27 protein-coding genes are annotated in these 26892 nt (G+C 69.5%); 15 read left to right on the plus strand and 12 right to left on the minus strand.

The window, feature by feature from the left end; genetic code table 11:
* Positions 1 to 72 precede the first annotated feature (72 nt).
* Positions 73 to 1197, minus strand: a complete 1125-nt coding sequence (locus tag HNR57_RS34205; protein WP_184566398.1) for a NucA/NucB deoxyribonuclease domain-containing protein — start codon at positions 1195 to 1197, stop codon at positions 73 to 75.
* Positions 1198 to 1492: 295 nt separating this feature from the next.
* On the opposite strand from HNR57_RS34205, the gene HNR57_RS34210 reads away from it, so the two are divergent.
* On the plus strand, positions 1493 to 1891 hold the full coding sequence (locus HNR57_RS34210) for a DUF6336 family protein (protein WP_184566400.1): 399 nt from the start codon (positions 1493 to 1495) through the stop codon (positions 1889 to 1891).
* A gap of 324 nt (positions 1892 to 2215) precedes the next feature.
* Here HNR57_RS34210 and HNR57_RS40695 read toward each other — a convergent pair whose 3' ends face one another.
* The 10 genes from HNR57_RS40695 to HNR57_RS34260 all read right to left on the minus strand — a co-directional run bounded on the left by HNR57_RS40695 (position 2216) and on the right by HNR57_RS34260 (position 13238).
* Positions 2216 to 4141, minus strand: a complete 1926-nt coding sequence (locus tag HNR57_RS40695; protein WP_313675554.1) for a tetratricopeptide repeat protein — start codon at positions 4139 to 4141, stop codon at positions 2216 to 2218.
* 164 nt (positions 4142 to 4305) lie between these two features.
* Complete coding sequence (locus HNR57_RS34220; protein ID WP_184566402.1) at positions 4306 to 4782, minus strand: hypothetical protein; 477 nt, start codon at positions 4780 to 4782, stop codon at positions 4306 to 4308.
* A gap of 420 nt (positions 4783 to 5202) precedes the next feature.
* Entirely contained in the window at positions 5203 to 5475 is a 273-nt protein-coding gene (locus HNR57_RS34225; protein WP_376772322.1) for a transposase, read from the minus strand.
* A 129-nt stretch (positions 5476 to 5604) separates the two neighbouring features.
* Positions 5605 to 6285, minus strand: coding sequence for a nucleotidyl transferase AbiEii/AbiGii toxin family protein (locus HNR57_RS34230; protein WP_184566404.1), 681 nt, complete (start codon positions 6283 to 6285; stop codon positions 5605 to 5607).
* Entirely contained in the window at positions 6282 to 6623 is a 342-nt protein-coding gene (locus tag HNR57_RS34235) for a hypothetical protein (RefSeq protein WP_313675557.1), read from the minus strand. Before HNR57_RS34235 ends, HNR57_RS34230 begins: the two co-directional genes overlap by 4 nt.
* Before the next feature lie 234 nt (positions 6624 to 6857).
* Positions 6858 to 7247 carry a hypothetical protein gene (locus HNR57_RS34240; protein ID WP_184566406.1) on the minus strand — a complete coding sequence of 130 codons (390 nt, stop codon included), beginning with the start codon at positions 7245 to 7247 and terminating at the stop codon, positions 6858 to 6860.
* 116 nt (positions 7248 to 7363) lie between these two features.
* The gene (locus HNR57_RS34245; RefSeq protein WP_246555221.1) at positions 7364 to 8269 is read right to left on the minus strand and encodes a hypothetical protein; all 906 of its coding nucleotides are present in this window, start codon (positions 8267 to 8269) and stop codon (positions 7364 to 7366) included.
* A 126-nt stretch (positions 8270 to 8395) separates the two neighbouring features.
* Complete coding sequence (locus tag HNR57_RS34250; protein WP_184566408.1) at positions 8396 to 10822, minus strand: hypothetical protein; 2427 nt, start codon at positions 10820 to 10822, stop codon at positions 8396 to 8398.
* Positions 10823 to 11676: 854 nt separating this feature from the next.
* Positions 11677 to 12939, minus strand: coding sequence for a helix-turn-helix domain-containing protein (locus tag HNR57_RS34255; RefSeq protein ID WP_184566410.1), 1263 nt, complete (start codon positions 12937 to 12939; stop codon positions 11677 to 11679).
* Positions 12936 to 13238, minus strand: coding sequence for a putative quinol monooxygenase (locus HNR57_RS34260; RefSeq protein WP_376772323.1), 303 nt, complete (start codon positions 13236 to 13238; stop codon positions 12936 to 12938). Before HNR57_RS34260 ends, HNR57_RS34255 begins: the two co-directional genes overlap by 4 nt.
* A gap of 411 nt (positions 13239 to 13649) precedes the next feature.
* On the opposite strand from HNR57_RS34260, the gene HNR57_RS34265 reads away from it, so the two are divergent.
* The 12 genes from HNR57_RS34265 to HNR57_RS34320 all read left to right on the plus strand — a co-directional run bounded on the left by HNR57_RS34265 (position 13650) and on the right by HNR57_RS34320 (position 25110).
* On the plus strand, positions 13650 to 14459 hold the full coding sequence (locus tag HNR57_RS34265; RefSeq protein WP_184566413.1) for a hypothetical protein: 810 nt from the start codon (positions 13650 to 13652) through the stop codon (positions 14457 to 14459).
* Positions 14460 to 14840: 381 nt separating this feature from the next.
* Positions 14841 to 15359, plus strand: coding sequence for an ATP-binding protein (locus tag HNR57_RS34270; RefSeq protein ID WP_184566416.1), 519 nt, complete (start codon positions 14841 to 14843; stop codon positions 15357 to 15359).
* 172 nt (positions 15360 to 15531) lie between these two features.
* The gene (locus HNR57_RS34275) at positions 15532 to 15843 is read left to right on the plus strand and encodes a WhiB family transcriptional regulator (protein WP_184566418.1); all 312 of its coding nucleotides are present in this window, start codon (positions 15532 to 15534) and stop codon (positions 15841 to 15843) included.
* Between the two features lie 192 nt (positions 15844 to 16035).
* Positions 16036 to 16227, plus strand: coding sequence for a DUF5999 family protein (locus HNR57_RS34280; protein WP_281403937.1), 192 nt, complete (start codon positions 16036 to 16038; stop codon positions 16225 to 16227).
* A gap of 101 nt (positions 16228 to 16328) precedes the next feature.
* Positions 16329 to 16754, plus strand: coding sequence for a hypothetical protein (locus HNR57_RS34285; protein ID WP_184566422.1), 426 nt, complete (start codon positions 16329 to 16331; stop codon positions 16752 to 16754).
* Positions 16755 to 16813: 59 nt separating this feature from the next.
* Positions 16814 to 19006 carry a dermokine domain-containing protein gene (locus HNR57_RS34290; protein ID WP_184566424.1) on the plus strand — a complete coding sequence of 731 codons (2193 nt, stop codon included), beginning with the start codon at positions 16814 to 16816 and terminating at the stop codon, positions 19004 to 19006.
* 115 nt (positions 19007 to 19121) lie between these two features.
* The gene (locus tag HNR57_RS34295; protein WP_184566425.1) at positions 19122 to 19592 is read left to right on the plus strand and encodes a hypothetical protein; all 471 of its coding nucleotides are present in this window, start codon (positions 19122 to 19124) and stop codon (positions 19590 to 19592) included.
* Positions 19589 to 19897 (plus strand): hypothetical protein, encoded by a 309-nt coding sequence (locus HNR57_RS34300; protein ID WP_184566427.1) that lies wholly within the window; start codon positions 19589 to 19591, stop codon positions 19895 to 19897. Before HNR57_RS34295 ends, HNR57_RS34300 begins: the two co-directional genes overlap by 4 nt.
* Before the next feature lie 550 nt (positions 19898 to 20447).
* Positions 20448 to 22199, plus strand: coding sequence for an ATP/GTP-binding protein (locus tag HNR57_RS34305; protein WP_184566609.1), 1752 nt, complete (start codon positions 20448 to 20450; stop codon positions 22197 to 22199).
* Positions 22200 to 22219: 20 nt separating this feature from the next.
* The gene (locus tag HNR57_RS34310) at positions 22220 to 22639 is read left to right on the plus strand and encodes a conjugal transfer protein TraB (RefSeq protein ID WP_184566429.1); all 420 of its coding nucleotides are present in this window, start codon (positions 22220 to 22222) and stop codon (positions 22637 to 22639) included.
* A 77-nt stretch (positions 22640 to 22716) separates the two neighbouring features.
* On the plus strand, positions 22717 to 24840 hold the full coding sequence (locus tag HNR57_RS34315; RefSeq protein ID WP_184566431.1) for a chromosome segregation protein ParM: 2124 nt from the start codon (positions 22717 to 22719) through the stop codon (positions 24838 to 24840).
* An 81-nt stretch (positions 24841 to 24921) separates the two neighbouring features.
* Positions 24922 to 25110: a hypothetical protein gene (locus HNR57_RS34320; protein WP_184566433.1), complete on the plus strand. Its 189-nt coding sequence runs from the start codon at positions 24922 to 24924 to the stop codon at positions 25108 to 25110.
* Here HNR57_RS34320 and HNR57_RS34325 read toward each other — a convergent pair whose 3' ends face one another.
* On the minus strand, positions 25111 to 25272 hold the full coding sequence (locus HNR57_RS34325) for a hypothetical protein (protein ID WP_167459353.1): 162 nt from the start codon (positions 25270 to 25272) through the stop codon (positions 25111 to 25113).
* Positions 25273 to 25495: 223 nt separating this feature from the next.
* Between HNR57_RS34325 and HNR57_RS34330 the strand changes: the two genes are divergently transcribed.
* Together HNR57_RS34330 and HNR57_RS34335 are read left to right on the plus strand one after the other, a co-directional pair.
* Positions 25496 to 25990: a hypothetical protein gene (locus HNR57_RS34330; RefSeq protein ID WP_184566435.1), complete on the plus strand. Its 495-nt coding sequence runs from the start codon at positions 25496 to 25498 to the stop codon at positions 25988 to 25990.
* A gap of 60 nt (positions 25991 to 26050) precedes the next feature.
* Complete coding sequence (locus tag HNR57_RS34335; RefSeq protein WP_184566437.1) at positions 26051 to 26839, plus strand: hypothetical protein; 789 nt, start codon at positions 26051 to 26053, stop codon at positions 26837 to 26839.
* The last annotated feature ends 53 nt before the right edge of the window (positions 26840 to 26892 follow it).

Raw genomic sequence — 26892 nt, forward strand, 5'->3', positions numbered from 1 at the left:
TCCTCTGTCACGGGGGGCAGGCCCCTCGCGCCGCAGGGCGTGAGGGGCCTGCCAGTGCTGGGTTGTGCCGTGCTATTGGCCGGCCTGCACGTAGAACTTGTCTCCGGGCAGGAGGTGGTAACGGCCAAAGAAGGTTCGCAGTATGCCGCCCTGCTGACGGTTCTCCTTCAGCGGCACCCACTTGATGGATCGGTTGGGCGGGTTGTAAGTGTTGCCGCCCTGCGTGGTCTCTGCAAACGGGTACTCGTCGCAGGAGGGCTTGGTGCCGTCGTCGTTGGGGTCGACGGTCCACCAGATGTCGCCCGGCTTGGGCCTGACGCTGGGACCGCAGACTTCCTTGCGGTTCTCGTCGGCTTTGGCCTTGGTGGCCCGGGTGAGCGGAACGGTGGAGCCGGGGCGACCAATGTGGAGTCCGGCGCGCTGAACCTTTCGGATGTTGTCACCGATCCCAGGCATGTTCGCCATGTCGGACAGCTTGGTCCAGTCCTTCTCCACCGAGATGCGGGTGGGGTAGACGCAGCCGGCGCCGTACTGGCGGTCCTCGTCGTCGCAGCGGTAGGTGGAGCCGAGGTAGGCGACTTCACCGCTGGTGTAGCCGGGCTTCTTGAAGTCGAACTCGTAGCGGGTGTGGCTGGAACGTGGGTGGCCCCTGCTGACGGTGAAGGTGTGGTCGGCCGATCCGGTGTGGGCGGAGCCGTTCAGAGTGAACGGAGAGGCCAGACCGCCACCGGCGCGGACCTGGCAGCCGGAGCCGCAGGACGGGTGGAAGGTGGCGATGATGCCCTTGGCGTTCCCGGTGATGGTGGCCTTGCTGACGGTGATCTTCTCGGACCACTTGACCTTCTTGAGGTTCAGATGAATCTCGTGCCACACAGTGAACTTGGCGGTTCCGACCTTGCGGCCGTTCTTCTTCACGTCGACCTGGACGGGCGCGTGGTAGCAGTCCATGGTGCGGTTGACCGCAGTGGTCATGGGGTTGGGCTGCTTGCAGTACCCGGCCGGCTCGCCTGCACGCGGCGTGACCGCCTGGGCCTTGAAGTTGTTGGCCGTGAAGTCGGACGTCGTCCGGCTCGCAGTGACGGTGATCTCGTCGTTGCCGCTGGCCCCGCTCGAGGGAGCGGAAGCTGCGATGGTGCCGGCGGCAGCGATGGTCAGGGTCGCTGCCGTGGCGATCAGCTTGCTGCTGGTCGATCTCAAGTTGTACCCCCGGTGTTGGTCGTCAGCGGCAGGGGTAGCACGCTCAACTCACGTTTATCCGCGCCGCGTTGACCTCATGCAAACACAGGAAGCGCATACATAGCATCCTAATTTGATCTTTTTTGACCATGAGTGAACGGTGCTCGCGTGGCAGGCCGCTATCCGACCCACAGGCGGCGCGCCGCCCTGGTTGACCAGCCCGGTGCCGCGGCTCCCCGTCGGCCGCCAGATCACGGCGGCCCGAGCGTGCAAGTACGGATAGATCACCTCGCCGTTTTAAGGTGCCGTCATGAGGGTGGACGACGACCGCGTCATAACTCCCCGGCTGCGACTTAACGGCGTTGTATGGCGAGGGGCTCTCTTCGGCCTGCTGGGCACGGTTCCGCTCGCGGTGACGGCCTTGTGCATCGCCGACCACCACAACCGACAAGAGTTCCTCTGCATCGTCAGCGGCCTCGGCCTCTTCGGCGCATGCTCGTTCGTGGTCGGTGCTCGATTCTGGTGGGCCAGCGGGGGCGACATTCGGCGCTGGCGGGACTGGCGCACCATCAACGGACAGACCGCCGCGGTGACCGTCGTAGGCCCCCTCGCTAAACGTCTGGGGATGCTCCTGATCGTTCTTGGAGTTGCCGCACTTGGCCTGTACCACCTCGTGCACGCAGCGCCCTACGGCAGCTGGCTGCACAGCCACTAGCCGAGAAGGCGGCCGACTTCAGAGACCGAATAGAGATGACGGGCCGCCAGCTTGTCCTCCTGCCCGACGCCGGGTTCCAGCGCGACGACCGCGACGAGTCCCGGCACGTAATGCGAGAGGCGCCGAGGCCCGCTCGCCCTGGAGTCCGCCGGGCACACGATGCTCACCGAGCGGGAGGTACGCACCGCCGAGGCGACCGAGCTGGCGGCGGAGTTCCTGACGGACCGCCGGCGCGGGTGCCCAGCTACGAATCCACGAGGTACGCCTTCTCACCCGTCATCAGCGGTGCGTCAGCGGGCCCTTTGATGTACGGGCCTCGCCAGATCACCCGGTGTTCCTGGCGGCTGGGATACCACTGCGCAGACCGTAGCTTGCTGATCTTTTGCAGGAATCGTTCGATTCATCAACAACCGCATCCCCCGCCTCCCCTCGCCAGAAAGCGAGCTCGTGCCGGGTGGTGAGGGTGTCGGGGTGGTCCTCGCCCAGCACCCGCACCCGGTCGTCCAGCAGCTCGGTCAGAGCGGCCGCGGCACCGGCCACATCCCCCGCCTCCCCCCGGCAGAAGGCGAGACTGTGCCGGGTGGCGAGGGTGTCGGGGTGGTCCTCGCCCAGCACCCGCACCCGGTCGTCCAGCAGCTCGGTCAGAGCGGCCGCGGCACCAGCCACATCCCCCGCCCGCCCCCGCCAGAAAGCGAGACTGTGCCGGGTGGCAAGGGCGTCGGGGTGGTCCTCGCCCAGCACCCGCACCCGGTCGTCCAACAGCTCGGCGAAAGCGATCGCGGCACCAGCCACATCCCCCGCCTCCCCCCGCCAGAAAGCGAGATTGTGCCGGGTGGTGAGGGTGCTGGGGTGGTCAGGGCCGAGTCGGTGGCAGGTGCTGGTAGCGAGGTGCTGGAAGTAGTTGAGGGCGGCGGTGACCTGGCCGCTGTCGCCAAGGCTGTTGCCGGCGTGCTGCAGCACCGCATGCACATCCGGCCGGTACAGGGCGTCTTCGACGTGAGCCCTCAGAGCGTCGGTGTTGGCGCGCAGAGCCTGGGCGAGGGCGGTGTCGCGCTCGACCTCGGGCCAGGCACTGACGAGGGCGTCGGCAGCGGTGCGGGCGAGCTGGTCGAGTTCGGCGGGGGTGAGGGCGTCGCAGGTGGTGCGCTGGATGAGCTGGTGGATACGGACTGCTTGGTGTGCGGTGGCGGGGGTGTGGTCGATGAGGCTGAGACGGCGCAGGGCCCGCAGTGCTCCGAGCGCGTCCTCGGCCGTCGGCGTTGCACTCTGCGGCGCCGGGCCCACGGCCGCGCGACCGGCATCTGCCGGGTTTGCCGGCCGGGTGGCCCGCTCGGCGAGGTATGTGAGGGTGGGGACGCTTGTGAGTACGGAGGCGGGGATGCCGTTGGGGTTGAGTATCGAGGTGAGCTGGAGCATGGGGCGGGCCAGGCCCACCGGGGGCAGTTGGTCGGCCCGGTCGACGGACAGGGACCAGGCGGCGGCCGCGGTGGTGGCCTGGTCGTCGGGCAGCCCCGAACCGTCTGGCAGTACGTCGGCGAGGGTGCGGGCGCGGTCGGTGAGAAGCCGGCGGTAGGTGGCGCAGTTCAGGTCGACGTCGATGAGGTAGGCCGCGGCCTGAGAGAGGGCGAGCGGCAAGTGGCCAAGGTCGGCGGCAAGGCCGGTGAGCTGGTCGGCGGGTTCGTGGCGGTCGTGGGCGGCGAGTGTGGCGGTCAGGTAGGCGGCAGCCTCCTGCTCGGTGAACAGGCCGACCCGCACCAGGCGGCGCCCGTCGCCCTGGAGGATCCTGTCGCGGCGGCGGGTGGTGATCAGGGTGCGGCCGTGTGGGCTGGTGGGGGGCCACAGACCGCGCAGGTCGGCCGGGTCGGCGAGGTCGTCCAGGACCACCATCCACCGCAGCCCGGTGGCGGGGCCAGGCTCCAGCCAGGCCAGGAACGCCCGGGCGGCCCTGTCGGGGTCGGCGGGGTCGGCGTCGAGAATTGCTGCCGCGGCCTCGGCGTAGCCGGACACGACCGCGGGGCGGGTGGAGGCGGTGATCCACATCAGCAGGTCCAGCTGCCCGGCCTGCCAGAGGGTGCGTGCGTGGTGGGCGGCGAGCTGCGTCTTGCCGACTCCTCCCATGCCGGCCAGCACCTGGCCCAGCACCGCCGTGCCCCCCTCGATCGTCGCCTGCTCCAACTGGGCTGCGGCACCGCGATCTTGGAAATGGTTGGCCTGCCGGGGCAGCACGCCGACTAGGTGTGGCCAGGTCACGGGGCGCCGTGGTGCGGCGTGGAAGGAGGCGGAGACCCGGGCACCAGGCTCTACCCTGCCGATGGCCATGCTGCCGTGGGAGGCGTGGGCGGTCACACCACCCGGTTCGGCACGGCCCGATGCGGGCGCCGCCGCGGCCAGTGGGCTGGGGGTAGCCGGTCCGTTCAGCCCTGGGACGGATCCGGCTTGGTAGGGGTGCCGATGCTCGCGTCCCCGTTAAGTACCCCAGTGGCGATCGAGCCTTGCTCTGCCTTGATGTTCACATCGCGGCCCGCGGCGATTCCGCCCTGCCCGGCAGAGACGCCGCCCTGCGGGGCGTGCTGCGCGAGCAAGGCGCGCAGCTCGGCGGCGGCCCGCTCCTGCTGCTCGTCATTCAGGCTTTCCAGCAGCGCGATGAACCAGGCTTCCCAGGACGCTTCCTGGCGGAGCTGTACCCGCTCCGTCTGCTCTGCCTCTGCGGCTTCCAGCGCGGCCGCGGTCTGGTCGAGGCGTTCCAGCTCGGCGCTCTCACGCTGCGCGTTCCCTCGGCCGAACCAGCTTGCCACCTGCTGCCGGAAACCCGTCCACGCGTCCGTGCCCGCAGCCTGCACCACCGCTGTACCGCCCGCCGCGGCCAACGCAGTCATTGCCTCCGCCAGCATCCCAGCCACCTTCCCCCAAGAGACCAGCTTCGGCCGACGCCCTTGCGCAACGTATTCCATCAGATACAACCAGCAACCGCTGCCGGTTCCGTGAAGACGTCGCCCTCGGCTGGAATGGGATCCCACCGACCAGCCTCTGCCTGTGATTCGAGCACGGTTGCTGCGCCCAGTTTCAGGCGACCCCGATGTCGAGATTCACATCGCCGTCGAGGCGCATGTGGGACCAGGCAGCGAGGTAAGGCCGTTCCGGTCGGCCGGGGTGAGGAGGTCGGCCACTCGGGCTCGCATCGGCGCCGGTGCCAATCGTTCCCGCCGGGCGCCACCCGCCGCAGCAGTAAGGCTCTCCACCCCCGGACGGGGTGCAGGATGTTCACGAGGAACGCCGTTTGCGGCTGGTGACGATATTGCCGGCTTGTTTGGTCACGCGGCGAGGGAGAGGTCGAGGCGGGCAAGGTGGCTGACGCGGGTGCGGTCGAGCGGGTGGCCGTTCCACCAGGCATCAAGGCGGATGAGGTTGAGTGCAACGGCGGAGAAGACGTGCTGCAGGTGGGTCTTTTGGAGACCGAGGTAGCGGGCCCGTCTTATCCCGGTGACCGCGACGGCCTGGTGGATGGTTCCCTCGATGCCCGCGCGGGTTCCGTACTTGGCTCGCCACTGCTCGTCGCCCTGCTGGAGGCGGGCATGGTCCGCCATGGGCGACCTGCCCCAACCCGCCGGGCCCGCCATACGCTGGCTCGACGATGAACCCACCGTCCGGACCCGCTGGCGCACCCTCGTCACCGCACGCCAGCACCGCCTGCACGACACTCAGTAACGGCCGGGTCAGTCGCCGTCCTGGTCCTCGTCCTCGGCGTACGGCTCGGCAAGACGCAGCCCGAGGTCGTCGAGCCAGTGCCGGACCCAGGCGCGCAGTTCAACGATATGGACGGGGCTCATGTCATACGCGGCGTACTCACGGTCGGAGGTGAAGTCGACCGCTTCGAGCCGGCCGTGCAGTTCCTCCAGGTCGAACTCCTCGTCGTGCTGCGCACCCAGGCGCTCGAGTTCCCCGATGGTGTAAAGCTCGCGGGCGCTGAAGACGTCGATGACGTCGCGGGGGAAGCCGCGGTCGTGCAGGGCACGGACCTTCAATCCCACGGCGTCGTCCTGGGACAGCGTGGGCCCGGCATCCGTCTGCGTGGGAGGCCTGTGGAAGATCTCTTTGAGGATGTCCAGCTCGCAGGACGCGCCGGTTGTCGCGTCGGTGGCGAGCAGACGGGCCATGCGCGGGGCGACCTCGACGATGCGGATCACCCAGCCCTTGTCCTCAAGGCCGGCAGCAACGGCGCTGGTGATCTCGTTCATGCCCGCCGGTGCGTCGGTGGCCAGGTCCAGGTCCTGGCTGGTGCGGCTGACCAGTTCGTGAGCCTGGATGGCATAGCCGCCGGCCAGCACCAGCCGGTAGGCATGACCGCTGTCCAGGGCGTCACTGAGCAGGCGCCGGTGCAGGTCTGGAAGTCTCATGCCGCAGCGGCGGCCGCCACCAGCTCGGGAAACCGCTGCTCCCAGCACGTGCGCACCGGCTTGCCCAAGGCGATCCGCAGCCGCGGCCAGTGCCTCACGAGCAGTTCGGCGTTGAGGTAGCTGGTGAGGTCCTCGCGCAGGCCGTTCGTGAGCACGATGCGGTACAGGCCCAGCAGCAGCTTCTCGTCGCTCACCTCGAAGCTCCTCAGCCCCGACCACGCCAGATGCAACGGCAGCTCGACCGTCCCGGTCGCGGGTCCGGACAGTTCGTCGAGGCGTGCGGGCAGACGCTCGGCCACATGAGCCCAGCGGGAAGCGGCGGCAGGGTGCACGGTCACGGCTTCAGTATGACCCCTCCTGACAGGTCCCATCGCCGATCAGGGGGAACCGATCGCGTGCCAGCGAGTCCGGCCCGAACCTGCCGCCACCCGGCAGTCCTCAGGGTTCCGGCCGTCCAGCTGCTCACGCGCTGTCCAAGGGGATCAACCGTTCGGGGCTGGCGAGGCTCATGGAACGGGCTCGCGTCCGCGAATCGCGGACGCGAGCCCAAGGACGTCTCTGAGGCGACCGGTCTACCCGGCGCTGTAGGCAGCCTGCAGCCGGGCGAACAGGTCACGCGTGTCCTTCGCAGAGAACGCGGTCACGTCGTCCTTGTCCGCGCCTTCGACGGCGATGTTCCACTCACCGTCGCCTACTGCCGCCACGTGGATCGGCGGCTGGGCCATCCACATGACGTCGATGCCGCGCCGGACCACCACGGCGATGAGGCTGGGCAGCAGCACCGCGCCGCCTGCGCCGCCTGGCCCCATGAGCAGGTCGGCGAGGGCCTCGGTGGCGTTGTCACCACGGACGCTTTCCGTGGTGAGGGCGACTTGCTCACCACCGGCGCTGGTGAGCATGACGGCCATGTGTGTACAGTCCTCGTTCCGCTGCCACGGGGGAATCTTCCAGTCGAAGGTCATGCGCTCATCTTGCCCACGCAGTACGCCAGTTGATGCCCGTCGTGGGTCCCACGTCGTGGATTCGATTACTCGAGGACGGCCGAGGCAGGCGGAGCGGGCGTTTGAGGAGAGCTGGCTCATCGGCCTCTGTAGACGTCTTCGTCGACCGGCGGTTCGTCCCCGACGTAGTCGTAGGGGTCGTCGTCCAAGAGAACGTCCTCGTCCAGGTCGCCCAGGTGAAAGAGAAGTTTGCTGCTCACTTCGAGGTCGCATGCCGCGCAGTGGAATCCGTAAGGAACGAGGTAGACCCCTTCCTGGCCGGCGACGCCCGGGACGTTCACTAGACCAGCCACCCACCCCTGAGAACCGCAGGCCGGGCACTGTTTCGGCGCTTCCCGGCTCATGGTGATCATCGGCTGGCTGGTGATCGCGGCCAAAACCACATCACGCTCTTTGCGGGACATATGCCCGAAGCGCTGCTCGAACAGTGAGCGTGCCTTGACCAGCAGAGCTTCCGCCGCGACGCGCTCTTGTCGCACCTGCTCATCGACCAGCTTGTCGTGCAGCACGCGGTAAGGGCCCCAGTAGCCGTTCGGATCGACTTTCAGTTCTCCGAGAACCGGGTCTACGAGGCGCAAGCAAACCGTGAATACCGCTTCAGCCTGTGCCGAGTCGTGTATCGCGCTGTGGGCAACCCCATTGCGGGCGTCCGCCAGGGGCTCGAGGGCCTTCTTGTCGATCGGGTTCTTCCTGGGAAGCAGCCTCAGAACCCGCTCATGGGCTTCAGCGAGGCCGATGGTCTTGACCTTGGTCAGAGGAGCTGCGTGGGAGCCCAGGCCTGTGGCATGGAGCAACGAGTCGAAGTGCCGGCCGTCGACGATCAGAGCCGGGTGGATTCCAGCGAGGTAGGCCTTGAGCAGGTGCTCTGTCGCGACGCCGGCGTGGTGAACGGCGAAGTCGTAGCTCTCAGGACCCTCGACAAAGGCCGCCAGCGCCGCATTCATCCATCTTTGAGATGAACTTCTCAACTGCTCTGAATCCATGGCTGAGACGATAGGGCCGCAGGACCGTCAAGCGCTCCGGGATTTGCCGGTAGCGACGCGACAGCGACCGCGCCACCGTGCTGTGGACCGACATCACCGTCGCAGGTCTCCCAAGAGCCACCACGGTTAGGCCGCATCCACCGACACCCTGTCCGCGGGGGAAGGTGCCGCAGTCGCGCGCTGGCGGGCAGCGTGCAGTTCGCCCAGGCGCTGGCGCAGGAGGAATTCGGCGGTACGGCGGCCCGCCGCGTCCGCGGCCTCGTCTGCAGCAGCCTCGGCGCCACGGCCTCGGCCCCGGCGCCGAAGGCACGCCTCGTACGCCGCGTCGGCCTCCGCCACCGCCTCCGGCGACCCGAGCAGCCGACGCAGCGCGGCCGCGCGCCGCTCGTCCCGGATCTGCTGCGCCACCTGCGGCGCAGTGAACGCTGCCCAAGCCGGATCGGCGTCCGGACCGCAGGCTCGCTCGCACGCCACGGCCAGGAGGGTACGGGTGTCCGCCTCGCACTGCTGGGTGAGCTCGTCGACCGCGGCCGCGTCCAGGAGGTCAGCCCGCACGGCGACCGCCAGGTCGACCGCCTCCCGCACGAGCTCCTCAGTGCGCCGCCGGTAGGAGCACACCGGGCACAGGCCAGCGGATCCGGGCAGCCCGCAGTCCGCACACGGAGCTTGCCTCCGGGCCAGCTCCGCATCTTCCTCGAGGGCACGGCGCCGCGCGATCGCCTGCTGACGTTGCTCAACCTCACGCTCGGCCCGGGCACGGCGGACCTGCGCCCGCTGCTCCTCGAGGGCGGTTTCCTCGCGCAGACGCCGCTCGGCCTCGGTACGGCGCGCGGCCGGATCGCTGTACTGCATTTCGGCCTCGACCCCGGCCGCAACCCGGGCCCGCAGCGCGCGCCGCGTGTGGACGATGTTTCCGCAGGTCGGGCAGTCGGTGCCGGTGTCCAGGCGGATGCCGTCGTCGCACCTCAGGTCTGGGCAGGCAGGGCGCTGGACCAGGCCCCGACCGAGCAGCCAGCCCATCGGATCGCGTACCAGGGCCTCGCCCCCGACTTCCTTCAGCCGGTCGGTGAGCCGGGCCGCGAGCACGCACGGTGCTGCCTTCGGCTCCACGATCCCGGACAGGGCCCCAAGGGCTTGCTCAGCAGCGCGAACGGCGACGGCCTGCTGGCCGCGACGGAGCTGCCTCCACAGGTAAGCCACCGGAGCCAAAGCGACCTGCAAACGAAGATCGCCAAGGTCGGCAACCCGCTGCTGTTGTTGCTGCTGTCCATGAGCACGACCCACGACTGTCAGCCGCGAACGGCTCCCCGAACCCTCCGTCGGCAATCCCCCACCTGGGCACTCTCCCTGGTTTTCCCCGCGCAGCGGGCCATCGCCACCGATCGCCCGCTGGGACGAGGCATCTGCAGCGTCCGCAGCCTGGCCCTCGTGCGCGTACGCGTTCTCCGGCCGACCACAGGACCCCGGATCGGCATAGCCGGAAAACCCAAGACCATCAGCAACTTCAGTAGACACACCAGCCACAGAAGAGTGATCAGCGTGAAGGGATGCCGTAGTCGCGAGGTCTCCCTCGTCAGTCCCGTAGGCCTCACAGGCCTCGCTGACCTGCGGTTTCGTCGATGCCAGGGAGTCCTCACTAGGCCATGCCGTACCTGCGAGGTCTCCAACGAGGCCACCAGCAGCATCCGCGCTTCCCTGGCGGCCGCCGTGCGCTGCCGCAACCGCCGGCACTACCAGCCGCGCCGCCTGCCGCAGGCCGGACACGGTCTGCCGCCGCGGGCGCTCCACCAGCCCTGCGCCCTCCAGCCTCTCCAACACCCGCTCTGCCTGCGACAGCGAGCGCCCCAGCAGCCGGGCCAAAGTCGCTACCGGTCGGCCGTAACGCTTGTCGACCCTGCCACCGCACAGCCGCACCCGCCCCGTCTCCCCCGCCTCCAGCACCAGCAGCAGCAAAGCGAGCCGGTCCGTCGCAGCACCATGCCCCGTACGGGCACCCAGCAGCCCGGCTGGCGTCACCCGCCCGTCCCGGTGTGCCCAGCCCGGCGCCATCAGGGCCTCCATCAGCCGCAGCAGGGTGGCGAGCTCCGGCTTCGTCAACCGCAACGGATGCCCGACCTTGTTCTGGGCCTCCCACATCGGAAGCACCCGGCAAGTCAGACCCCAGTCCTCGCCGAACTCCCCCGTCAGCGTGTCGACATCCACCACACCGGAACGACGCAGGCCCGGCACGACCGCATGCCGAACCCTGGACACCGACAGCCCCAGCCACCGGCCCAGCTCACGAGCGCGGATCTCCACCACACCGGTCTCGGACGGCGTACGGGAAGCCAGCACAACGACTGCCAGCCGCACCGGGTCCGACGCCTCCGCAAGGCCCGGACTGTCCAGCAGCGTCCGTACGGCGGTCGCCGAGCGGGAACGAGCATCCTGGCCGAGCGCCAGGGAATGCCCCGCACCGCGCTTCGCAGCCGGCCCCGCCATCTCCGGCACCGAGTGCAGCCAGCGGCGTCGCGACGACCGTCGGCGGGCGGCGGGCATCGCCACGGCGCTCACTTGGACACCCCGGCGAACCGCGCACGGGCGGCGGCACCGGTCCGCTGGCACGGCAAAGTGGCCAACCGAAGCGGCAACTGTGACCGGATAGACGGCGCAAAATGCGCCAACCGGGCATGGATGGGCTGACAAAGGGCAGCGTGATGCTGCAACATAGTCGTGCCTCTCTTCTTCAGGGAGGAGGGCATGAAAAAAGCGCCTTTGGCGCTGGTTCGTCTGGAACCAAGATCGAACTGTTCGACCGGCTGCTAACCGGAAGGACAGGTCCTTCGGGAGGGCCCGCTAAGCCCACCCGGTGGCAGATGGGACGCCGTAGCCGAGGTGACCGCTAATCACCTGGGTGGCCGGGCGTCCCGGCGGCTCGAAGACCCGTTCAACGGGCGCCGCCGCAAACGACTACGACATCTCGCCCCCTTCCGGGGCAGAGGTGCACCCGCAGCCGGATCGGCGCAGGAAGACAAAGAAGGCACCCAGCCGGAGCGACGTACGAGCCATCGCTGCCACGGCGGGTGCCTTGGTGTGTGCCTGTCGGAGGGTACGGGTACCCTGCATCTCGTCGAGACCTTCCCTGGATAGGTCTGCGGCGCGGGATCCGGAGCGCCAACTCCTGAGGTCCCACAGGGTCCGCGAGCTGTCACTCGCGGACCCTTGCCTTTTCCATATGTTTGATGTCCGGGGCATACGCTACCCCTCCGGTATCAAGTGGCGACACCCTGGTACCACTCGTGTCGTCAGTGCTGAAACGGCGCTTGACGGTCCGCCAGTACGGAGCGTGCTCCGATCCCTCGCGCTTGAGGCGACATGCAGCGTCTCAAGCGCGAGAGCTGATGAGAGTCCAGGCGCACAGTGCATCGTCACTCAAGGGCATCTGCCCTTTCCGCCAAGGCCATCAGCTCAGGTAGTGCGCCGGCCCCTTCGATGAGGACCAGTTCACGAATCGCCTTGCGAGCCGCGACGTGCGTGCGGATGGTTTCCGGTACGAGCTCTTCAGCACGCAGCAAGCAGTTCAGGGCTTCTCCGGTGTGTCGCCGCTGCGCGTGGGCTCGCCCCAGGTCCATGAGCAGCCTTCCCTGGCGCTCGGGAGACAAGGAGGATGCGTCGATCTCACTGCCAAGATCAAGAGCTTCACCCGCGTCGCCGAGGTCCACCGCGGTGGACACTGCCTGGATGGCGACATTCGTGCGGCCGAACTCGAGATCGAAATCGTTTCGGTCGCCGCCGAGCCGGTCCGCCAAGGAGCGGGCTTTGTCGATCTGAGCTCGTGCCTCGGCGCGTTGCTGCCCCCGTGCGTAAGTCAACGCGAGTGCGAGGTGCAGGGAGCCGAGTACCGACATGCCCTCCACCGACAGTTCCTCATTCCGATCGAGGGTGGTGAGTGCGTCGATCGAAGTCTGAGCTGCATGTTCTGCTTGTCCCAGTCGCTTCAAGCGAACGAAAGCCTGAACCATCCGGAAGACGCCAGCGCATACGTGTAGCGGGTCGTTGGACTTCTCGGCAGCCCAGATGGCTCGGTCCGCGGCCACCCATGCAGCGTCGGCCTCATCCTGCCGTACGAAGGCCGCTGCAAGAGCCTGGTACGTGCGCGCCAGTAGAAGGTGGGCCGTATCGCGCTCACCCGCCTCAGCGAGCCGTACGGTCTGCTCCAAGTCAGGCAACAGATCGGTTAGTTTGGCGCTGACCTCGGCGAAGCGACCGTCATGCGTCAGCGTCCACACGTCATCCACTTCGCGGACGAGCTCCGTCAATGACCTTGTAGGCCTTGATCTCATCGCGCCGAGGAGAGTACCCACCGCAGGATGGCCAGAGATGAGCCGACGCGCTTCGTCAAGGTCGTTTGCCTTCTCGAAAGGGGGTGTCTTCGGCTGAGAGTCGCTCGGCAGAGGAGCCCCTGGTCGAAGCTGCTGCACGGACACGCCCAGTGCATCGGCAAGCTCTTGGAGCACATCGAATCGCTCGACGGGTTGCACTCCCCGTTCGACCTGAGACATCCAGCTGGCTGTCCTCTGCACGAGGACGGCCAGCTGCTGCTGGGTCAGGCCGCGCTGCTTGCGGAGCCGCTGAACATGTTGACCGAAGGCTCGGTCTTCAGGGGCTACCTCCTTCCCCGTGGGCTTCATGGAGCCTCCAGTGGGGCCGGACGCTTCCCCGCCTGCTCACTCAGGAACGTCACCTCAGTGGAGCTGAGGTACTGCTCGCGCTCGCGCAGCATCGCGCGTGTGTGGGACTGATCCTCGTGCGCCTGGAAGGCCGCCTCATCGGCGTAGAGCTCGTAGAACACACGCACCAGAGGTTCACCCTCAGGAATGTGACTCACGTACACGAGGGTGCCCGGCTCCTTGCGGATGCCTTCAAGCGTGCGAGCCACAAGGGCGTCGAAAGCCTGAGCGGCACCGGCGTCACGGGTGGTGAAGCGCACGACGAGTGCGTATCCGCTTGTCACTGCTCCTCCTGAAGAGTCGTCATGGGGCACATTCTCACACGAACAGTGTTCGTGCTAGATAGCAGGAAAACTTTCGTTTGCCGTTGACTCGCACTCAAAGTGCGAGTTAGCTTTCAGGGGTGCCATCGCGTTCCGCTTGCGGATCACATGGCTGCACGACCGTTAGGACGACAACCGAACAACGCAGCCTGCTCACCGTCGCTTACACGCGGCGCCGGGGTGACCGACCCTCAGGGTCGACACGATGTCCCCCGACGGGTTTGAGCAGGGCAGCCCAGACAGCAGTTGCGCTGCCTGTCCGCCACGATCCGACCAGCGGGCTTCCGCGGTACGGCTCCTGGTTGGCAGGGAACGCAGCCCAGTCACTCCCCCACCAAGGAGCCCGTCTTGCGCGTCAGCAAGCTGCCCCCGTACCGGCTCACCGACATCAAGCCGCAGCACGTCAACCTCCGCAAAGGCGAGGTTCCGACGCTCCGTTGCCCGGAGTGCCAGGCCTGGCACTCGATCCAGCGCAGTCTCCTGACTCCGCACTACCCGGAGCCCGGGAAGCGGTGCTCGGGAAGCGCGCGGCGCATCGTCTTCGACATGACCGTCGAGGAGTGGGGTGCCGCCCTCGTCGAGGGCGACCTTGAAGCCGGGGCGCGGCGGAGTAAGCAGCAGTTCAGCAAGCCGGTCCCGCCAGCGGGGCAGCCGGTCCACCGCATGTTTCGCACCGTCCAGTCGTCGCCGCTTGAGCGTGCGCGGCAGGCGATCGCCCGTCACCAGGTCGACTGCAAGGTCTGCTCTGGTGGCAAGAAGTGCCGGATGCCCGTGGTTCTGGCTCAACGGGAGGCGGGCCGGGCGGGGTTGGCGGCGTTAGAGCGTGCTCTGCGCGCGGTCGCCCGTCACCGTGTCGTTTGCGACGACTGCCGGCGGGGCCAGTTCTGCCCGCTGGGCTACGAGTTGGCCGAGCGGAAGGCGTGGACGGAACAAACCCGCGAGGACATGACCCGGAAGCAGATCCGCGAACAGCGGGAAGAGCAGACCTGGGAGCGCGGCCGCGAGCGTCGCCACGCCCGCAGGCGGGCGTCGGACTGGCGTCGTGTGGGGCCCGCCGTCCGACGTACTGACCGTGAGCGTGCGCAGCGCCCCGTGGGCACCGACTCTCCGAACAACCACACCAGCGTCCCGCTGGAACCGGTCCACGTCTCGCTCTGACCTGGAGCTCCGTGGGCGCCGCGAGAGCCTCCTCGTCTGGCCCCCGCGCAAGGTGCGACCTGCGTTACCTGTGATCGCCGCCCGCACGACGAGCGGCGATGGCAGGGGGCAGCAGGATCTCTTCAGGTCAGCAGCCCTGCTGGGGTGGCCTCCGCCAGGGAAGGCCACCCCAGCTCGAGAAAACCGAAAGCGAGAACGGCCCCGGGATGCACCCCGGGGCCGTTGTCGGTCGCTTGTCGTTCATCGCGAGAGGAACACGACCTTGTTGGAGAACATGATGACATCCCGCGGGCCGATCAGTGCCCAGGGGGACGGGAACCCGAGCCAGGAGGACGAGGCGCTGCGCCGCGCCAGGGAGAACGACCAGCGGGGTGGGAGGCGGTGACTGCCACCGTCTACGGCACCGGCACCCTGCACGCCGTGGCCGTGGACGAAAGGCCGTCTCTTCCCGATCCGGTGCCGGACCTGGTGGTGCACGAGTACGAGCGTGGCTTCCGCGCTGACCTGACGGCGTCCCGCGAGGCCGTCAGCGGTGTCCGCGCGCTGACCCGCTCGGTGCCTGCGACGTATGGCACCGACCAGGGCCTTGCCGAGTCCGCCGAGCTGGTGGTGTCCGAGCTGATGGGCAACGCGGTTCGGGCGAGCGACTCGGGCAAGGCGGTTCCGCTGGTCGTCGAGGTGCACGCCGCGCCGGTCGGCTCGCCGGGTATCGAGGTGATCGTCCACGACACCGTCCCTGGGCAGCCGAACCGCGGTGATGCCGCGCTGGACAGTGCCGAGGCGGAGTCGGGCCGGGGCCTGGGCATCCTCGACGCGCTCACCGACCGCTGGTCCGTCGAGCCGTCGACGGAGCCGTCCTTCACCAAGATGATCAGGTGCCTCGTCAGCCGCGCTGAGTAGCACCGCTGCCGTACGGGTGGGCAGGCACGAGGAAGGTCAGCTCCTTCGGGCGCAGCCCCTCGCATCCGGCGGCGCCGGAGATCACCGCCCGCCCGCTCCCCATCCCCCTAAGAGCCCCAGGGACTCCCCGTTCCTGGGGCTGCCCGAGTATGCGAATTCAACGGAGGGCTCCATGAAGAACGTCCAGAACATCGTCGGTCTGTCCGCTGCCCACAAGCCCGCCTCCGAGGCCGGCGTCGACTGGCGGCATAACGCGGTGTGCCGTGAGGAGGACCCCGAGCTCTTCTTCCCGATCGGCAACACCGGGCCTGCCCTGCTGCAGATCGAGGAGGCCAAGGCCGTCTGCCGCCGCTGCCCGGTCATGGAGCGCTGCCTGCACTGGGCCATGGAGAGCGGCCAGGAGCAGGGCGTGTGGGGCGGCACCGACGAGGACGAGCGGCGCCGGATGAGGCGCCGCGCCGCCCGCAAGCGCGCCAACACCTGACCGCTGGACGGGACCGGCGGCCAACTCCTGGCCCGCCCCGCTGCACTGCCATCGACCGGCCGCCCACACGACGGGCGGCCGGCCTTTCACACGTCCCCAGCCCGGGAAAGCCTCGGGCTCCCTTCCTCCCCGGGAGAGCTCATGGACCGCACCACCCCGACCGTCACCGGCACCACTCGGCTGCCGGACTCGCTGTGCACCCACACGCCGAAGTGCCCGTCCGCCGACAGCCCGGACCGGGAGGCCGCGCACGTCGTGGCCAGCCACCCGGAGCAGGGCTGGAGCCTGCTGTGCAACGGCGTCCTGCTCTTTGAGGACACCGGCGAGCTGCTCCCCGATGGCGGGGTCGTCGCCCCGCACCGCCCCGTCGCGGCTGTGGCCTGACGGCTGCCTGAACCGCCCGCGCCGACCGCCGACACCCTGGCGGCCGGCTCGGGCGGTGACTGGGAGCCGGACAGTCCGGACCACTGACGGAGAGGAACCCCATGACCCCGTCGATCACCGCCTCCGCCGCGCTGGAGGCGCAGAACGAGGCCTTGCTGACCCGGGCCACGGAGCTGGAAGCGCTCTGGTACACGGGCCCGCGGATGTGGCATGGCCCCAGCGGTGAGCCCATCACCGGCACGCAGGCCGCCATGCACCTGGAAGCCGCCCTGGGACTGCTGGACCGGGAGGGCTGGGAGCCGGGTGCGTTCGGCCTGTGGGAGGTGCTGGCCGGCCCTGTCGACCTGAACGGCGTGGTCATCAAGGTGCTGGAGCTGGTCATCTGCGCCCACACCGGTGCCAGCGCGGCTGAGCCGCGGCTGTGGGACAAGGTGCCGGGCCGAACCGTCGACCAGGTCCGCGCCCTGCTGCTGACCGGCGCCGCCTACGCCCGCCGCTACGGCCCTGCGGACGCCGCGCACCACTGACACCCGACACACCTGACCGCCGCCCCTGACGGGCGGCACCCGATCCGAAAGGAGGCGGCGTGGCCGCCAAAGGAACCCGGAAGAGGCCCACCGCCCGCAAGAAGTCGGCACCCCGCCCGGCTCCGCAGCCCACCGCCTCCACCACTCCCGCCGCCGACCCGGCCCCGGCCGGGGAGACGGACCTGAACCTGGAGACGCTGGCGCTGGTCGCGGACGCCCGGGACCGGGCCGCCGACATCATCGACACCGCGCGCGAGCAGGCCGCCGCCCTCCAGGCGGAAGCCGAGGGCCAGGCGGCCCGCACCGTCGCCGACACCCACGAGCAGGTCACCGCGCTGCTGACCGAGGCGCAGACCCGCGCCGCGGGCATCACCGCCGACGCCGACCAGGAGGCCACCGCCCAGCGCAAGGCGGCGCAGGACGACCTGGAGGCGGCGCGCGGTGAGGCCGACCGGCTCCTGGGGGAGGCCCGCGACCGTGCCGAGGCCCTGGTGGCGGAGGCCCGCGCTCAGGTCACCGACCTGACCGAGCTGGCGGCGACCGACCGCGCGGCCACGGCCACGGCGGTTGCCGAGCTGCGGCGCCTGGCCGAAGCCGACCTCACCGAGATCGCGGCGCTGGTCGACCAGCGCCGCATCGAGGCCGGCCAGATCCTCACCCGCGCCCAGGAGCAGGCCGACGAACTGGTGGCCTCGGCGCAGCGAGAGGTCGACCAGGCCCGCGAGCGGTTCGCCCAGCTCGCGGCGACGGCGGCCGAACGGTACGACGGCCGCCGGGCGGAGGCGGAGGCGCTGTACGCGGACGCGGTCAAGGCCGCCGACGACCGGCGCCGCGAGGCCGACAGCCATGTCGCCGCCGCGCACACCGAGGCGGAGCAGGCCCGCACCGAGCTGCGCGAGAAGCTGCGCGAGCTCACCGACCAGTTCGACACGGAGGCCGCGACCAAGCGCAAGGCCCTCGCCGACGAACTCGCCGGGCTCAAGGCGGCGTGCGACAAGCAGCGCGAGCGGCTGCGGGAGGAAGCCAAGACCGTCGCGGTGCAGCTGCGGGAGGCCGCCCAGAAGGAAGCGAGCCGCATCACCACGGAGGCGCAGCGCAGGGCCAAGGGCATCACCGACCGAGCACAGGCCGATGAGGCCCGCGCCCGCCGGCTGCTCGAGGAGGCCCGCGAGGCGAAGCGGGCCAACTCCCGCTTCCGCGGCTGGCAGCAGAACCTCAGCCGCAAGGCGTGGAAGACCGCACCGTGGATCGCGCTCGCCGCCGGCGTAGGGCTCGCCGCCTCCGGCGAGTACGAGCTGGCCCGCATGGTCGGCATCAACCAGTACGTCGCCCCGCTGCTGCCGGTCAGCATCGACGTCTACTGCGTCACCGCCTTCCGCGCCAAGAAAGACATCCCTTACGCGCTGCTGCTGATGGCGTCGGCGAACGTGACGTACCACCTGTCCGAGCAGGCCCACATCGTCAAGGAAGGCCAGTCGGCACCGTGGCAGCTGACCACGTTCGTCGTGCTGATCTTCGTGGCCGTGATCTGGCGGGTCCACACGCTCATGCACGACGACGGTACGAACGGGCACGGCAGTACGGCCGCTACGGGCGGCCGTACCGGTACGGACAGCGGAAACGGAACGCCCGCCCGTACAGGTACGCACCGGCGTGCAGACGGAACGGACGGCATGCCGTCCAGCCGTACAGGGGCCGTCAGCCCCGACCTGCACACCGCTCGTAGCGCGGTCCAACCGGAGGAAATGGGCGTCGGACGGGACGGTACGGACCCTGTACGCCCCGCCTCGCACCCGCCGCACGATGACGGGTCCGAAGCTGCGGTGACCAGGCCGTACAGCGACCGTACAGACGGCGTACACACCGCTCCCGACGAGGCGCGGCGTACAGGTACAGCGGCTGCGGGACGTACCGGTACGGCCAGCGCGGCCGTACAGGCGCGCACCGGCACGGTCAGCGTCCGTACACAGTCCAGCGGTAACGGTGTTCCGGAGGCCCGTACAGGTACGGCCGCTGTGTCCTCTCCTGCAACCGGAACCAGCGGTACGACGGGTGCGGACCGTCCCGGTACGCCTGTACGGACGGACGCTGAACTCCTGCCGCTCGTACACAACCTGCCGCGAGACGAGGACGGCTTCGTCACCATCTACCAGGCCCGCACCAAACTCAGCGTCAACCAGTCCCGCGCAGTCCGGCTGCTGAAGGAGGCCGGCCTGCTGCGTCCCGAGGACGCGGACAAGCACCTGCGCTGATCCACCGTCCGGCACACACCAGTGAGGGCCAGCCCATCGGAAGTGGGCTGGCCCTCGCTGCGACTGCCGGAAGCAGTCGACAGCCCCACCAGTACACCAGGAGGGAATCCCCGCCGTGAACAGCAACAACGACCCGAATTACGCACCTCTGCGCGACATCGCGCAGAGCCCGGAGGCAACCGCCCGGTACCTGGCCGACGTTCAGCGGGTCCTGCTGGACATCGGCAAGAACCTGGAGATCCTCGCGATCGAGACCCGCGTTCACCTGCGCAAGACGCACGTGGAGGGCGACCGCTGGTACCACGCCAGGCTGCGCGCGATGCCCGTCGAGAAGGCCCTCGGGAACGTGCTCAAGAACCTGAACAACCTCACCGAGGGCCTGGAAAAGAGCGCCTATAAGCGCCGCACCCACGACGAGGCCGTTGTGAATACGGCCAGGGGCAGGAAGGAAAAGGAGCTGGAAAAGCAGCGGAAGAAGAACCCACCGACCCTCCAGACGGCACCCAGCCAGCAGGGCACGCAGATCCAGAATTCCGGGTACAGTGGTCCCACGTCGATTTACGACCTCGGTCGGGAGTCGGCGTGAACCGCCCCCTCAGCAGCGCCGAACGCTCCGCCCAGCGACGCCAGAATTGGCTGAAGGAAGAGGCGAAGAAAGCCCGTGAATCTCGCGGCGAGGCAGGGCTGATGGAATTCTGGCTCCGCCTGGCACGATCTCGAATGGCCAAAGACGTCAAAGCCGGTCGCGGCGACGTCTACTCCGGATTCGCGTTGATCTGCCGCCTGTTCATCACGGCGCTGGACCAGCGGGTGGAGGGCAACGGACGGATCTGGAACGACCTGCTGCAGTACGCGGAGCAGGTCGTGGCGAAGCACCCCCCGCGTAACTGAACGTCACCAGCGAAGGCCCCGCCGGGCTCCGGCAGGGCCTCGCGCGCGTAAAGCGTGCACACGTGCACGTGCACACGCGTGCACACAAGACCTCACGCTCTGTCAAGTCCCAGGAGGGAGGCGCACTGTGTCCGATGAGGACGGCACAGGGACCCTGGTCCAGGGCCCCTGGAGCGGTGATTCCACGTACGTGCCACCACCGATCCCGGATTACGGCGACACCATTCCGCCACCGGAAGACATTCCCCCAGCGCCGCCGGAGTCGCCGGAAGAAACGACGATGGAACTGCCGAGCATTCCGGCATCCCCGGACCCGTCAGCGGCCCTGCGCTCTGAAGGAATTACGGCACCGGAAATCAGCGAAGATGACGGCGAATACGAGGAAGGAGAATACGAGCAGCCTCGTTCTCTCGCTGACCGTCTCGGTGACTGGCTGGAATTTCGCCTGGAAATGGCGCGGGCCAACCATGAAAGCGAAGCGCCTTTCCGTGAGGCTGAAATAGCACGGAAGGCCGCGCTGCTGGAGGGTCGCACCGCGCAAGAAGTCGCGATGATGGAGCAGAACGGAAAGCTCCACGCCGCGATGATGAAAGCGAAGGGCGACAAAGCGGCGGCACGCACGAAAGCGTCCGGCTCCGGCCTGGGCTCGGACAAGGGCCGCTCGAAGGCCGGCGGCGGGGGCGGGTCCTCGCGAGGCGGAGGCGGCAGCGGCGGCGGACCGTCCCGCAACAACTCGGGTCCCGGCTCCAAAGGGCCCGGGTCACGTGGCTCCAACACCGGCGCCCCCGGCGGGCGTTCGGGGTCGGGGTCGGCAGGGGGCAGCGGAGGCGGCAAGGGCGGCACGAAGGGCTCCCAGACGGGCTCTGGCGGCCGTGCATCCGGTCCTGGGCGCAGCGGTTCGTCCGGGGGGTCGAAGGGCTCTCAGACGGGCTCTGGCAGCTCCGGCCGGGGCGGCCACTCGAAGGGCGACAGCAGCGGCCCGGCGTCCAGCGCTCGTGCCGAGCGGGCCCGCGGCCGCCAGGAGCGCGCCGGGGCCCGGCAGGCCGGACGACAGGAGAGGCGCAGCGCCGGGCACGCCGCCGGCGTTGCGGACCGAACCAAGGACCGCGACCAGGCCCGCGCCAACCGGCAGAAGGAATGGGAGGACCGCCGGGCCAAGAAGGCGGAGCGGACGAAGGCACGGAAGGCGAAGCAGGAAGCCGCGGCGTCGGCCGACTCGGGCCGCACCACGCTGGGTCAGGCCGTCGGTGAGGAAGCCCAGCGCCGCTTCGACAAGCGCCGCGCCGACGCGAAGGCCGCGAAGGCCGGCACCGAGAAGGTGAGTCTGGCCAAGGACAAGGACTCCAAGGGCAAGGGCACCGACGACGGCAAGAGCACCGACGGCAAGGACGGGAAGTCCGCCAAGGACGGCCCTGACGGGGCCTCCAGCGCCGCGAAGGACGGCAAGGCAGGTGATGCACCGGGCACCGACTCCACGGCCGGTGACGGAGCCTCTGACGGCGCGAAGAAGCGGCGCCGGTTCCGGCGTCGGCGCACCGGCGGCACGGGCCGGGCCGGACGGCGTGGACGTACTCGCCGCACTGGCCGGACCGGGCGCGCAGAGCGTGGTCGTACGGGGCGTGCCGGTCGGCGTGGCCGTCCGGCGGACAGCCCGTTCGGGGAGGAGGACTCCACGCCGACGGTTGAGTGGCCCGGCCGGCCGGCTCGCTCGCCGCGCACTGACAGCAAGGGCGAGGACGACATCGTCGACGCGGACATCGTCCCTGACGGGCCCGCGGCCATGACGACCGGCGTGCGGGGCCTGCCGCCCGCGCCGGAGCGGCACACCGCACGGCCCGGCACCAGTCAGCCGACCAGCATGGAAGGGAGCAGCGTGAGCAGTTCGAAGGTCAGCAGGACGTCCGGCGCGGGCGGCCTCGGAGCCCAGCACCGTACGGACATCACGTTCGGCGAGTACCTGGTGGAGATGGCGAACATCGCCATTCAGGCCGCGTCCGACCAGGAGCGGGCCGAAGCCCTCGGGGAGGCTCTCGACGAGGTTGCTGACGCCCTGCGGGACATGGCCGCCGACCTGATCGGCGACCACAACGTCAGCACCGAGGTCACTGAGCTGATCTCGGACCTGGCCGACGCTGCGGCCCGCATGAAACTGCAGGCGGAGCGATGTGCCTCCGAGTGCGGTCTGGCGCTGGAGGCGGCCAAGCTCGCGGCCGCGATGGTCGCCCGCATCTACGGCGAGGACATGGCCGCGAAGGAAGACGCAGGCCTGAAGTACACCTCGGCCGCCGCCCACCACGACTAAGACGAGGGAGGAAACCGCTGATGAGCAGTGATCTCGCACCCCGCCCCAATGGCGCAGTGCTCGCGCCGGCCGACGGCGACAACCGCTACAAGGCCGTCCAGGCCAAGCTCGACACCCTCCACCGCGCACTTGACGACGCCGGGCTCGGCCTGGAGGAACTCGTGCGCAACGTCGCGAAGAACCGCAAGCGTGCCGAGGACGCGGCCCGCGATGTCGCCAACGCCGAACTCGACCCGAAGTTCGTGGAGCTGACCAGCAACGTAGGCGTCGCCCTCGCCGGCGCCGGTAAACAGGTCAAGAAGCTGCACGACACCGCGCAGGAGACCGCCGACCTCACCTACGAGACCAAGCGCACCCACTCCAAGCTCTATGGCGCGCTGGACGACATCCGCTCCAACCGGCGCGAGAGGACGCCCAAGCCGGGCTTCTTCAACGACTGACCCCCACTCCCCCAGCCACGGGCGGCCCCGCGACAACTCGCGGGGCCGCCCGTCCCGTTGTCCCGAAGGAGAAGCCGGTGACCACGCCGCGCAGTGTCGCGCTCGAACGCCTCGCTTACACCCTCGCCGCGCCCGTGCTGGCCGTGGCCCCGAACCTCTACCCCGACAGCCCCGTCAACCAGGTCGTGCAACTGGCCGGCGCCGCCGGGATCGGCGGCTGGTTCCTCGCCGCCAAGAGCGATGAGCCCGGCGCCGGACGCAAGATCCTGCGCTGGTCCCCGCTGGTCCTGGCCGCCGCCGTCGACGTCGCCGCCGGGCACACCACCGGCTGGGGTCCGTACGGGATGGACGGGCTGCTCGCCGCCGGATGGGCGGCGGCCGGCTACCTGGTGATGCCGTTCTCCCGCCACACCCGCCGCCGACACCGCCCCGCCCTCGCCGCCCCGGCCCCGCAGCCGGCGCCCGCCGAAGTCCTCGAGGAGCCGGTGGCACAGCCGGACGACGGCGCCGACCTGCTCACCCGCGACGCCAGGGTGCTGTGGGAGCAGGCCGGGATGCCCGGCCGCACGCACATCGTCAAGGCCACCCGGCACGCCGGTCAGCGGCACGACATGACGATCCTGCTGCGCGCCTCGGAGACCGGGCGGCCGATCACCGGTCTCACGGAGGCCGCGGTTGCCGCGCCGTTCGGCGTGCACTCCAGCGACGTCGTCCTAGCCGAGGTCGCCATCCAGCCCGGCCGCCAGGGCGGGCCCGGCTGGATGGAGGCCCGCATCACCCCGGATGCCAACCAGCGGCGCCGCACCAAGCCGACCGCTCAGGAGCGCTGGACGGACCGGGTCGGCGGGCCCAAGGGCGGAGCCCCCGGATCTGAGCTGGTCCACAAGACCCGCGACGACGAACGCGGGGTGACGTTCTACCGGGCGAAGATGGCCGACTCCACCGAGACCCCGCGCATCGACCTGGCCAAGGTCTGCCGCGCGCTGAACCTGCCCGAGGACGACTCCTGCGTGTTCGTCCTCATCGACGGAGCTGAGTTCCTGATCAGCGCGTTCGACACCCCGCCGCTCAGCGCGATCTTCCCCGCCACCCGTGAGCTGCTCACCCCGGACACCAAGGGCATGTATGTGTGCGGGTTCACCATCACCGGCCAGCCGGTGAAGACGATGGTGTACCAGCACGACAAGAACGCAGCCGCGCACGGTCTGATCCTCGGGGTGTCCCGCTCCGGGAAAACACAGTTCTTCGCGATCAACATGGCCGCCCAGTCCCTGGACGGCCAGGTGGTGTGGCTGTCCACCGTCCGCAAGGACGAGAAGACCACCGTCCTCGGCCGGTACATCGACAGGCAGGGCTCGAACGCGCTGTGGATGGCGCGGCAGCTGCGCGCGGCGAAGGCGCTGTGTGAGATCAGGGCAGAGATGCCCTGGCCGCACGACGGCCAGCCGCACGACTACAAGCCCGGCGATACGCGCTGCCCCTACCGGCAGCTGAACGTGTACGCGGATGAGTTCATGACCGCGGCGCAGGACGGGGACTTCGGCGAGTTCATCCAGAAGGACGGCGACGACCTCACGGTCACCGGGCTGAAGTACGGCATCGGCTTCAACCCCGCCGGCCAGTCGCCGTTCGCACACAACGGGTTCTCCACGGAGATGAAGGACAACCTGCGGCAGAACTCAAGGCCGATCATCTTCAACATGGGCTCGCCCGGCGCCACCCGCAAGGCGGCGGAGGGCACCATGGAGAACGCCTACGACGTGCCCACCATCCCGGCCCGCTACTCCCGCCAGGAGGGCTCCGCGATCGAGCGGGCCATGAAGGGCGAGGCTGACCCGGAGAACGGCGTCTCCACGGGCGGCGTCGCGGTCATCGTCCTCGACAACGGCCGCGCCGTGCTCATGCGGTCGCTGTACGCGGACTTCGACACCGACCTGTCCAACCTGTTCCCCGACGAGGTCAACCGGCTCACCGCCTACGAGATCGCGGAGTTGGAGAAGCGCGGCCTGTGGTTCGACTGGAACGAGCCCGTACGGCCCGGCGAGTTCTGGCCCGAGCCCGACGAGGACGACGAGGGCGAGGGCCACTCCAGCCGGCGCGGCGGCGGAGGCGGGCGCGGCTCCAAGGGCGGCGGCCGCTCCGAGCAGGTCGCCTCGCCCCGCCAGGCGTTGGAAGCCATCAAGAACCTCACCGACGCCTGATCACACCCCATCCATCCCCGGGGCCGGCCCTCCCGAGCGCGGCCGGCCCCACCCGATCCCTCGTGAAGGAGCACCACCGCCGTGGCTCTCTCCATTTCGGCCGCCGTGCTGCTGGGCATCATCGTCGTCGTCCTGGTCAAGGGCGGATACGTCCGCGTCGGCTCGGCACTGGCCTGCACGCTGTTCGGCTTTACCCTCGCTGCTACCGGCTTGTCCCCGGCCATCAACAGCGGCCTCGCCTCGCTTTCCGGACTGATCTCCAGCTTCTAACTACGCCTCGGTCCACGGCGGGTCGGGGGTGTAGTTGAGCCCGTCGCAGAAGCGGCAGTCCCACTCCGAGGGCACCTCCCACTTGTCGACCCAGAAGCCGACCTGCTTGCCCACGAAGAAGTTGTCCCCGCCGCACCACCCGCACTCGAAGACGAACTCCACCAGATCCCCTCCCCCGCGCCTGTTGGATCGAGGATGCCCCCGGCGCAGGTGCGGTGACTACCCACCCGCCAGCCCCAACTCACCTGCTGCGCAACGGCGCAGCGCGCCGCCGGACACGACTCCGGCGACGCCCTTCGCCGTTGCGCCCGGCCCCTCCCCCACGCGCCCTCCCGGTCACCACGGCCATGAGGGCGCTCCCCTTCCCGCGTGATCGGAGGACCCCATGGACCCCCTGCACAACACTCAGTCCGGCATGCCCGCATCCGAGGCCGCGGCCGAAGCCCGCCGCCTGATTGACGACTGGGCGAGCAAGCCCGTACGCCACCACCCCACCTCGTTCCGCGATCACACCGAGCCGCCCGTCTACGGCGATGCCCCGCCCGTGCCGCAGCCCGACCACCGGATCGTCCCTGCCTGGGCGGCCGGTATCGCCGTTGCCTCCATCGGCGTGGGCGCCGGAGTCACCGGCATCGGCTGCGGCGCCTGGCTCGTGCTCCAGGGCCTGGCCTCCGTCACGTTGAACAGCGTCCTGATGGTCACCCTGCCGTTCGCTGGCCTGGCCATGGCCGCCACCGCCATCGGCGGCGCGATCAGCAAGGCCCGCGCGCCCGTCACCAAGACGGTCTACGAGGGTCCGGTCACCCACCACACCGAGATCCACAACAACAGCACCACCCGCGGGGCGTTCTTCGCCCGCACCCGCAACGAGATCCGCTGATCGGCTCCGGCCAGCCCACCACCGCTCACCAACCACCTCCGCCGAAGGAGCAGCTACGCCATGCCCAGCAACGACAAGCCGGTCAACGGCCTGGAGAACCCGTTCATCTTCGACCTGCTCAACCAGACGCCCCCGCCGCCGGTCCTCGAGCTGGCGGGCAAGCACAGCACCAGGCGACTCGCTCAACTGCGCGCACGGAAGGAGTCCTGGCAGGAGGGTGGCTTCCTCTACCAGCGGTGGGAAGAGGTCTCCCAGGCCCGGCACGCCAGCTGGCACGAGGTCGCCAACTGGATCAAGGCGGCCGCACTGTTCGGCGGACTCAGCCTCATCATCATGATGCTGGACGCCGCCGGCGGCATCGCCTCCGCCGCGCTCAAGGGCCTGTCCGACGTCCCGGCCACCAGTGCCGCCGGTGACGGCAGCGGACTGTGGGGAACGGTCGACCAGCCCGTCCGGCTCTTCCTCGCCAACCAGGCCGCGCACCTGGCCGTCGCCCCGGCCGCCCTGTACGCGTTCTGGCAGCTAACCGGGCTGCTCGGTCTGGTCGGCGGGTTCTTCGGCAACGCCGGCGCCCGCATCGCCTGGCTGCTGTTCGGCATCGGAAGCCTCGCCGTGATCTGGTCCGCCGCCCCGGCCGGAGGCCGCGCCGCCGCCACCGGGCTCGCCGCCCTCATGTGGGCACTGGCCAGCATCTTCGCCCTGCGCGGCCTGACGCTCCGGCCCGTCGTGCACAACCACCCGCCGCAGTACCAGTTCAACCCCGCGCTCCACCTCCACGCCAGCATCCCCGCCCCCAGCCCAGCGGGCGACGACCTCGGTCCCGACAACATCCACCCGCTCCAGCGCTGACCTGACGCTCTGCCTGGCCCTCGCCCACCCCGCTCCGGGATCGGCGAGGACCG

Source organism: Streptomyces paradoxus, assembly GCF_014202475.1.
Taxonomy (GTDB): domain Bacteria; phylum Actinomycetota; class Actinomycetes; order Streptomycetales; family Streptomycetaceae; genus Streptomyces; species Streptomyces paradoxus.